The 7,604-nt window shown below is 64.3% G+C and carries 7 protein-coding genes and 1 pseudogene; 5 read left to right on the forward strand and 3 right to left on the reverse strand.

Features of this window, described 5'->3' with window-relative positions; translation table 11 throughout:
* The 3 genes from V7E26_RS27940 to V7E26_RS27950 all read right to left on the reverse strand — a co-directional run.
* Positions 1–602, reverse strand: a 602-nt coding sequence (locus tag V7E26_RS27940; RefSeq protein WP_324422583.1) for an enoyl-CoA hydratase-related protein, incomplete at its 3' end; no start/stop codon positions are given.
* Positions 603–774: 172 nt separating this feature from the next.
* Positions 775–1,593: an alpha/beta fold hydrolase gene (locus V7E26_RS27945; protein ID WP_324422585.1), complete on the reverse strand. Its 819-nt coding sequence runs from the start codon at positions 1,591–1,593 to the stop codon at positions 775–777.
* 45 nt (positions 1,594–1,638) lie between these two features.
* Positions 1,639–3,186 (reverse strand): benzoate-CoA ligase family protein, encoded by a 1,548-nt coding sequence (locus V7E26_RS27950; protein ID WP_324422587.1) that lies wholly within the window; start codon positions 3,184–3,186, stop codon positions 1,639–1,641.
* Positions 3,187–3,313: 127 nt separating this feature from the next.
* Between V7E26_RS27950 and V7E26_RS27955 the strand changes: the two genes are divergently transcribed.
* The 5 genes and pseudogenes from V7E26_RS27955 to V7E26_RS27975 all read left to right on the forward strand — a co-directional run.
* Positions 3,314–4,219, forward strand: a complete 906-nt coding sequence (locus V7E26_RS27955) for a helix-turn-helix transcriptional regulator (RefSeq protein ID WP_324422589.1) — start codon at positions 3,314–3,316, stop codon at positions 4,217–4,219.
* A 163-nt stretch (positions 4,220–4,382) separates the two neighbouring features.
* Positions 4,383–4,742, forward strand: a complete 360-nt coding sequence (locus tag V7E26_RS27960) for a PilZ domain-containing protein (protein ID WP_324422591.1) — start codon at positions 4,383–4,385, stop codon at positions 4,740–4,742.
* Positions 4,743–4,764: 22 nt separating this feature from the next.
* On the forward strand, positions 4,765–4,989 hold the full coding sequence (locus V7E26_RS27965; protein WP_324422593.1) for a hypothetical protein: 225 nt from the start codon (positions 4,765–4,767) through the stop codon (positions 4,987–4,989).
* Between the two features lie 323 nt (positions 4,990–5,312).
* Entirely contained in the window at positions 5,313–6,671 is a 1,359-nt protein-coding gene (locus V7E26_RS27970; protein WP_324422595.1) for an aromatic ring-hydroxylating dioxygenase subunit alpha, read from the forward strand.
* A gap of 130 nt (positions 6,672–6,801) precedes the next feature.
* Positions 6,802–7,604, forward strand: a pseudogene (locus V7E26_RS27975) (glutamine synthetase); the annotation flags it as partial.

Genomic DNA, 7,604 nt, shown 5'->3' on the forward strand with positions numbered 1-7,604 from the left:
TCGCGGCGCACCTTGCGCTTGTCGACGACGCGCGTCAGGCCGCCGGTGCCCGGCAGCACCGCGAGCAGCGGCACTTCCGGCAAGGCGACGGCAGCCGCGCCGTCGTCGGCCATGATGATGTGGTCGGTCGCCAGTGCCAGCTCATAGCCGCCGCCGGCCGCGGTGCCGTTGACGACGGTGATGAAGCGCTGCCCGGAATTCTCGGACGAGTCTTCGAGCCCGTTACGGGTCTCGTTGGTGAATTTGCAGAAGTTGACCTTGTGGGCGTGGGTTGCGCCCGCCAGCATGCGGATGTTGGCGCCGGCGCAGAACACCCGGTTCTTGCCCGAGCGCATCACCACGACCTTCACCTCGGGATGTTCGAAGCGCAGCCGCTGCACGGCATCGGCCAGCTCGATATCGACGCCGAGATCGTAGGAATTCAGCTTGAGCTGGTAGCCCTCGAACAGGCCGGCATTCTCGTCGACATCCATGGTCAGGGTCGCGACATCGCCATCGACGGCGAGTTTCCAATGCCGGTAGCGCGACGGGTCGGTCTGAAAATCGATGTATGTCGCGCCGCCTGCGAGGACGCGGTCTTCACCGGGCTTTTCGCCAGCCATGGGCCACCCTCTGTCGTTTTCTCTGGTAACGGCTTGTTAAGTTAGATGCACAATAGTGCATGTTTTTGGTCAAGTCCAGCCTGAAACGCCATAACATGCATTTTGTTTCATGTTTTCGTGGCGGCCGTAAGTGCCAGACGATCGGTCCCGGCGAGTCGCGGCAGCGCGTGCGTCAGGCGGCGCGTCCCTGCGAGGGGCTGTCGGCCTGCAGCACCGCGGTTGCGAATTCCGCGATCGCATCGAGCGTCGCCTCCGCCGCTTCGCGATGCGGCTGATGCCCGGCTTGCGGGATGACAGTCACATCGACCGGGCAGTAGCACTCTTCCTGGGCGATCTCGACCTGCCGCATGGTGCCGTACTGGTCGCTGGCGCCTTGCAGGATCGCCACGGGAACGCGGATATAGGCGAGGTATTCGGAGATATCCCAGTTGCGGAAGTCAGGATCGAGCCAGGCGCCGTTCCAGCCATAAAAGGCGTTGTCGACATCCCTGTGCCAGCGCGCGAGCTTCTCTTTCAGATTGGTGGTCGCGTAGGCGGTGCGGATTTCCGCGATCGAGGCGATCGAGATGTCCTCGACGATGAAGTGCGGTGCGATCAGCGCCAGCCCCTGCACGCGGTGATCCTGGTGCGAGCCCGCATAGATCGCCGCGATCGAGGCGCCGTCGGAATGTCCCAGCAGGATGCCGCGGCGAAAGCCGATCTTGTCGAGCAGCTTCGGCAACACGTCGAGTGCCTCGACATGCATGTAGCCGAGCGGCCTCGGCAGTTTGGCCGGCGTCGAATTGCCGTAGCCGGCGCGCGAATAGACGAACACGCCGGCGCCGGTCGCGGCCTGCAGCCTGTCGGGGAAATCTCCCCACAGCCCGACCGAGCCGAGCCCTTCATGCAGCATCACGATGACAGGCGCGTTCTCCGGCGACGGGCCGATCATGCGGTATTCGAGACGCGCCGCGCCAACGGTGAGGAAGCCGGATGGGGAAAGGGTTGTCATCTCGCTGTATCCACTTGCTCCGTCATGCCCGGGCTTGACGACGCGTCAGCTTGCACCATCCCGTAACTTGAACCTTTGAATCTTTCCCGTCGCCGTCTTCGGCAGGCTGTCCACCACGTCCACCCAGCGCGGATATTTCCATGGGCCGATCTTCTGCTTGACGTGCTCCTTCAGCGCCTCGTGCAGATCGTCGGCTTTGGCGCCGGCCCGCAGCACGACGAAGGCTTTTGGCTTCAGCAATCCTTCCGGATCGGATTCCGGCACGACGGCGGCTTCGAGCACGGCCGGATGGGTGATCAGCGCGCTCTCGACTTCGAACGGCGAGACCCAGATGCCGGATACCTTGAACATGTCGTCGCTGCGGCCGCAGAAGGTGTAACGGCCCTCGGCATCGCGGATGTATTTGTCGCCGGTACGGGTCCAGTGGCCTTCGAAGGTGGAGCGGCTCTTGCTGCGCTGGTTCCAGTAACCCTCGCCCGCGGAGGGCGCATCGACGAGGAGTTCGCCGACCTCGCCGTCGGCCACGTCGTCGCCCGCTTCATTGACCAGCCGCACCTTGTAGCCGGGCACCGGACGGCCCGATGAGCCGTATTTGATGTCGCCGGGCGCGTTCGAGAGGAAGATGTGCAGCAGCTCGGTCGAACCGACGCCGTCGAGGATGTCGACACCGAAGCGGGCCTTGAACGCATTGCCGACCGATTCCGGCAGCGCCTCGCCGGCGGAGGTGCAGATGCGCAGCCGGTTGCCGGCGCGTGCCTCCTTCAGCGTCTCGTCGTTGAGCATCGCGGCAAACAGCGTCGGCACGCCGTAGAAGATGGTCGGGTGATATTTGTTCATCAGCGCGAACATCGCCGCCGGCGTCGGCCGGTCGCTGTGCAGCACCGTCGAGGCGCCGACCGACATCGGAAAGGTCAGCGCGTTGCCGAGACCGTAGGCAAAGAACAGCTTCGCCGCCGAGAGGCCGACGTCGTTCTCCCTGATACCGAGCACCTGGCTGGCGTAGGTGTCCGCCGTAGCGGCGAGGTTGGAATGCAGGTGGCGCACGCCCTTGGGCATGCCGGTCGAGCCGGATGAATAGAGCCAGAACGCGGGCTCGTCGGGATGCGTCGCCACCGTGGCGAAATCATCGCCCTCGCGCGCCAGCTCGTCGGAAAGCTTCTTGTGGCCGTGCGCGTCCTTGCCTGACACGACGACGTGTTCGAGATCCGGCATCCGTCCGACCATGTCCTTCACGACAGGCAGCAGCGCTTCGGAAATGAACAGCACGCGCGCGCGGCAATCCGCCAATATGTAAGCGTATTGCTCCGAGGTCAGCAGCGTGTTGAGCGGCACCGGCACGATGCCGGCGCGGATCGCGCCCAGGAACACGCAGGGAAAATCCACGGTGTCGAGCATGATCATCGCGACGCGTTCTTCGCGTCGGACGCCGAGGCGACGCAGCATATTGGCGACCCGACAGCTCTGTTTCTGCAGGTCCCCATAGCTGAGTTCTGAGACCGTGTCGGTGAAGGCGAGCTTTGCGCCGCGGCCTTCGTCGACGTTGCGGTCGAGCAGCCAGGTCACCGCATTGTACGAACCGGACGTACCGCTCACGTCGCCTCTCCCTTGAGCTTTAAGAATTATAATTCATAGAAAGACACCGGCGGCGCTTGCTGTCAATCCTCGTCGGCATTATGTTTCCGAAGTTCCTCCCACCCGTGGCAGCGCCGAACGAGGGCAATTGACCGAGGCGAGCGACCCCGAATCCGGATTTCTGGAGCAGCTTGGCCAGCGGGTGCGCACCATGCGCGCCCTTCGCGGCATGTCGCGAAAAGTGCTCGCCAAGGTATCGGGGATTTCCGAGCGCTACATCGCGCAGCTCGAAAGCGGCAAGGGCAATGTCTCGATCGTGCTGCTCAGACGCGTGTCGAACGCGATGGGCGCGCATCTCGAAGACCTCATTCCATCCGCCGAGCCGGCGCCCGATTGGGCCGTCATTCGCGACCTGCTGCGCAAGGCGACGCCGGCGCAGATCGCGCAGGCCAAGGACGCGCTCACGAGCGGCGGCGCGGCGACGCAGCGGCGCATCACCTTCGCCGGCATCGCCCTGATCGGGCTACGCGGCGCCGGCAAATCGACGCTCGGCAGAATGCTGGCGAAGCAGATCGGCTGGAAGTTCGTCGAGCTCAACAAGGAGGTCGAGGCGCAGAACGGCCTCTCCGTCGCCGAGATCATCGCGCTCTACGGCCAGGAAGGCTTTCGCCGCATGGAGCAGGCGGCGCTGTCGCAACTATTGGCGCGCAAGGAACTGATGGTGCTGGCGACCGGCGGCGGCATCGTGTCCGAGCCCTTGACCTTCGACCTGATCCTGTCGTCGTTCTACACGATCTGGATCAAGGCCGATCCGGAAGAGCACATGGCGCGGGTCCGCGGCCAGGGCGATCTGCGGCCGATGGCGGACGACCGCTCCGCGATGGCTGAATTGCGCAACATCCTGATCAGCCGCGAACCGCTCTACGCCCGCGCCTCCGCCGTGGTCGATACCGCGGGCCTTTCGGTGGATGCGGCGGCCGCGCGGCTGAATGACGCGGTCGCGCCGGTTTTGCACGACAAGCACGCCTTCGGCCTGCGCAGCGCCGTTTCCTGACCCCGGCGACATTCATTTTTGCCTGGTTCGGGCCTACGCAGGCGCTTGCGCGCCATAATTGCACCGCACCGCGATTAACCACGCGACAAGTTCGGTGCGAACGGCCGCAGCAATGCACCCTCCAATTGTGTTAACAATCCGTTAAGCGAAATGGAGAGCAGCCATGCTGGAGCGCCGTCATCATCACCGCAACCGCGTTTTTTACGGCGGACATATCGCCTTCAACGCCCGCAACTCGGCGCTCGACTGCGTCGTGCGCAATTTCAGCCCGCGCGGCGCGAAGATCGAGTTCGAGAATTCGGCCATGCTGCCCGACCAGGTCGACTTCGAGGTCGTGCGCAAGGGCATTTCCTGCCTGGCACGCCTGACCTGGCGCGATCACAGCGCGGCGGGCCTGGAGTTCTGCGAAGCGTACGAGACCGGCACCGTCGTCACGCTGGACTGGGCGCGAAAACTCCGCGCCAGCGAACGCGACAACCGCCGCCTCAAGTCGCGCCTCAATCAGCTGCTGTCGGAATATTGACGCGGATGATCGGAACCATCGCATGAGTACGCTCGAAGACGACGACGCCCTCCTCGCCTCCGCCCGGCCGCCACGCGGCCGGCGGCGCCCGCTGCGCGCGATCCTGCTGACGTTGCTGACGCAATACATGATTATCGCCGCCATCGTCGGCGTGACCGTCGCGACGACGCTGCACTATCTGGTGACGCCGAAGATCGTCGCCACGTTCGAGACGCTGGAGGACGCCTTCAGGCGCCTGCCGCGATAGGGTCCCCTCTCCGCCGTCATTGCGAGGAGCGAAGCGAAGAAGCAATCCATCTCTCGGCGAGCGGTGACATGGATTGCTTCGCTTCGCTCGCAATGACGGTGGAGAGGGCGGAGCCCTCTCACACCAGTAGCGGTTTGACCGACGCTGTCGTCTCCTGCAATCGCGGCAGGAAGCGCACGATCGGCGAGGATTGTCTTCAACGGCTTCTTCTTGTCGGTGACGGTGAACGGCGGCAGCGCTGCAAGCGCTTGCCTCCAGAATAGCCTGCGTTAAAATCGCATAAACGTTCAATAGGCGAACAAATCCGATCTGGAGACCCCGCCATGATGAGCCAGGAGCAGAACGACCTGATCACCCGCACCGGCCGCAAGGATCCGTGCGGGAAGCTGATGCGGATGTACTGGCAGCCGGCGGCGCTGGTCGACGAGTTGCAGGGAGCGCGGCCGGTTCGCCCGGTCAAACTGCTCGGCGAAAACCTCGTGCTGTTTCGCGACGAACAAGGGCGCTACGGCCTGATCGACCGCCACTGCGCGCATCGCGGCGCCGACCTCGCCTTCGGCCGGCTGGAGAATGGCGGCCTGCGCTGCGCCTTCCACGGCTGGCTGTTCGATGTGTCGGGCCAGTGCCTGGAAACGCCGGCCGAGCCGAAGGACTCGAAGCTTTGCCAGGGAATCAGGCAGCGCTCCTATCCGGTGATCGAGAAGAGCGGCATCCTCTGGGCTTATCTCGGCGAAGGTGAGCCGCCGGCATTTCCGGAGATCGACTGCTTCGTCGCGCCCGACAGCCATACTTTCGCGTTCAAGGGCCACATCAATTGCAACTGGCTGCAGGCGCTGGAAGTCGGCATCGATCCGGCGCACGCCTCCTTCCTGCATCGTTTTTTCGAGGACGAGGACACCTCCACCGCCTACGGCAAGCAGTTCCGCGGCGCGTCCGCCGGCAGCGACATGCCGATGACGAAGATCCTGCGCGAATACGACAACCCGATCATCAATGTCGAGCATACCGAATACGGCCTGCGGCTGATCGCGCTGCGCGAACTGGATGCCGAGCGGACGCATGTGCGCGTCACCAACCAGCTCTTTCCGCACGGCTTCGTCATCCCGATGAGCACGGAGATGACGATCACGCAGTGGCATGTGCCCATCGACGACGAGAATTGCTACTGGTACGCGATCTTCACCTCCTACGCGGCGCCGGTCGACAGGAAGAAGATGCGCGACCAGCGCCTCGAACTCTATGAGCTGCCCGATTACAAATCGCGCAAGAACAGGAGCAACGACTACGGCTTCGATCCGCACGAACAGGCGACCGCCACCTATACCGGCATGGGCAACGACATCAACGTCCACGACCAGTGGGCGGTGGAATCGATGGGCGCGATCCAGGACCGCACCAACGAGCATCTCGGCACGTCCGACAAGGCGATCGTGCAATATCGCCGCCTGCTGCGACAGGAGATCGAGAAGGCCGTGGGCGGCGAGAAGCCGATGCTGTTCCTGGACGAGGCGACGGCCCGCAGCATCCAGGGTCCCGCCACGATGGACGGCATCGGGCCAACCCAGGGCTGGGAGCTCTACTGGATGGAAGTCGACGTCAAGCGGCGCCGCGGCGCGCCGTGGGCTGCGCCGGTGCCGCGCGAGATCGCAGGCAAGGTTGCGCACCTGACGGCGGCGGAGTGATGTCCTCTCCCCGTCATTGCGAGCGAAGCGAAGCAATCCATCGCGCCACGCGTGGAGGTATGGATCGCTTCGTCGCTTCGCTCCTCGCGATGACGACGTTGGGTTCGGGCAAACCTTCGGGGGATCGGCGTTGAGTTTCGTCGGACGTCACGGGCTGTGGTCTTCAGAGCAGCAGGAGGCGGCGGGCCGCCTTCGGAAAATCGTCGAAGAGAGGAACCTCGAAGTCATCCGCCTGTCGTTTCCCGATCAGCACGGCATCCTGCGCGGCAAGACGCTGATCGCGGGCGAAGCGGTCGCCTCGCTGGAAAGCGGCTGCTCCATCACCACCACGATGCTCGCCAAGGACACCTCGCACAAGACGGTGTTTCCGGTGTTCACATCAGGCGGCGGCTTCGGCATGAAGGAGATGGAAGGCGCCGCCGACGTGTTGATGGTGGCCGATCCCTCGACCTTTCGCGTGCTGCCCTGGGCGCCGACCACGGGCTGGCTGCTCTGCGATCTCCATTTCAACGACGGCCGCCCGGTGCCGTTCGCCACGCGCCATCTCTATCGCAAGGTGATCGACCAGCTCGGCGCGCGCGGCTACGATTTCGTCGCGGGCCTCGAAGTCGAATTCCACCTCTTCAGGCTCGACGACGCGCATATGTCGCCGGAGGACGCCGGCCAGCCCGGACGGCCGCCATCGGTCAGCCTGCTCTCGCACGGCTATCAATACCTGACCGAGCAGCGCTACGACCAGATGGAGCCGGCGCTGGAGATCATCCGCCGCGACGTGCTGGCGCTCGGCCTTCCCTTGCGCTCGGTCGAGGTCGAGTTCGGGCCGAGCCAGTGCGAATTCACCTTCCAGCCGACCAGGGGGCTGGTGCCCGCAGACACCATGGTGCTGTTCCGCTCGGCGGTGAAGCAGATCGCGCGCCGCCACGGCTATCACGC

Origin of the sequence: Bradyrhizobium sp. (genome assembly GCF_036735945.1) — a bacterium.
GTDB lineage: Bacteria > Pseudomonadota > Alphaproteobacteria > Rhizobiales > Xanthobacteraceae > Bradyrhizobium.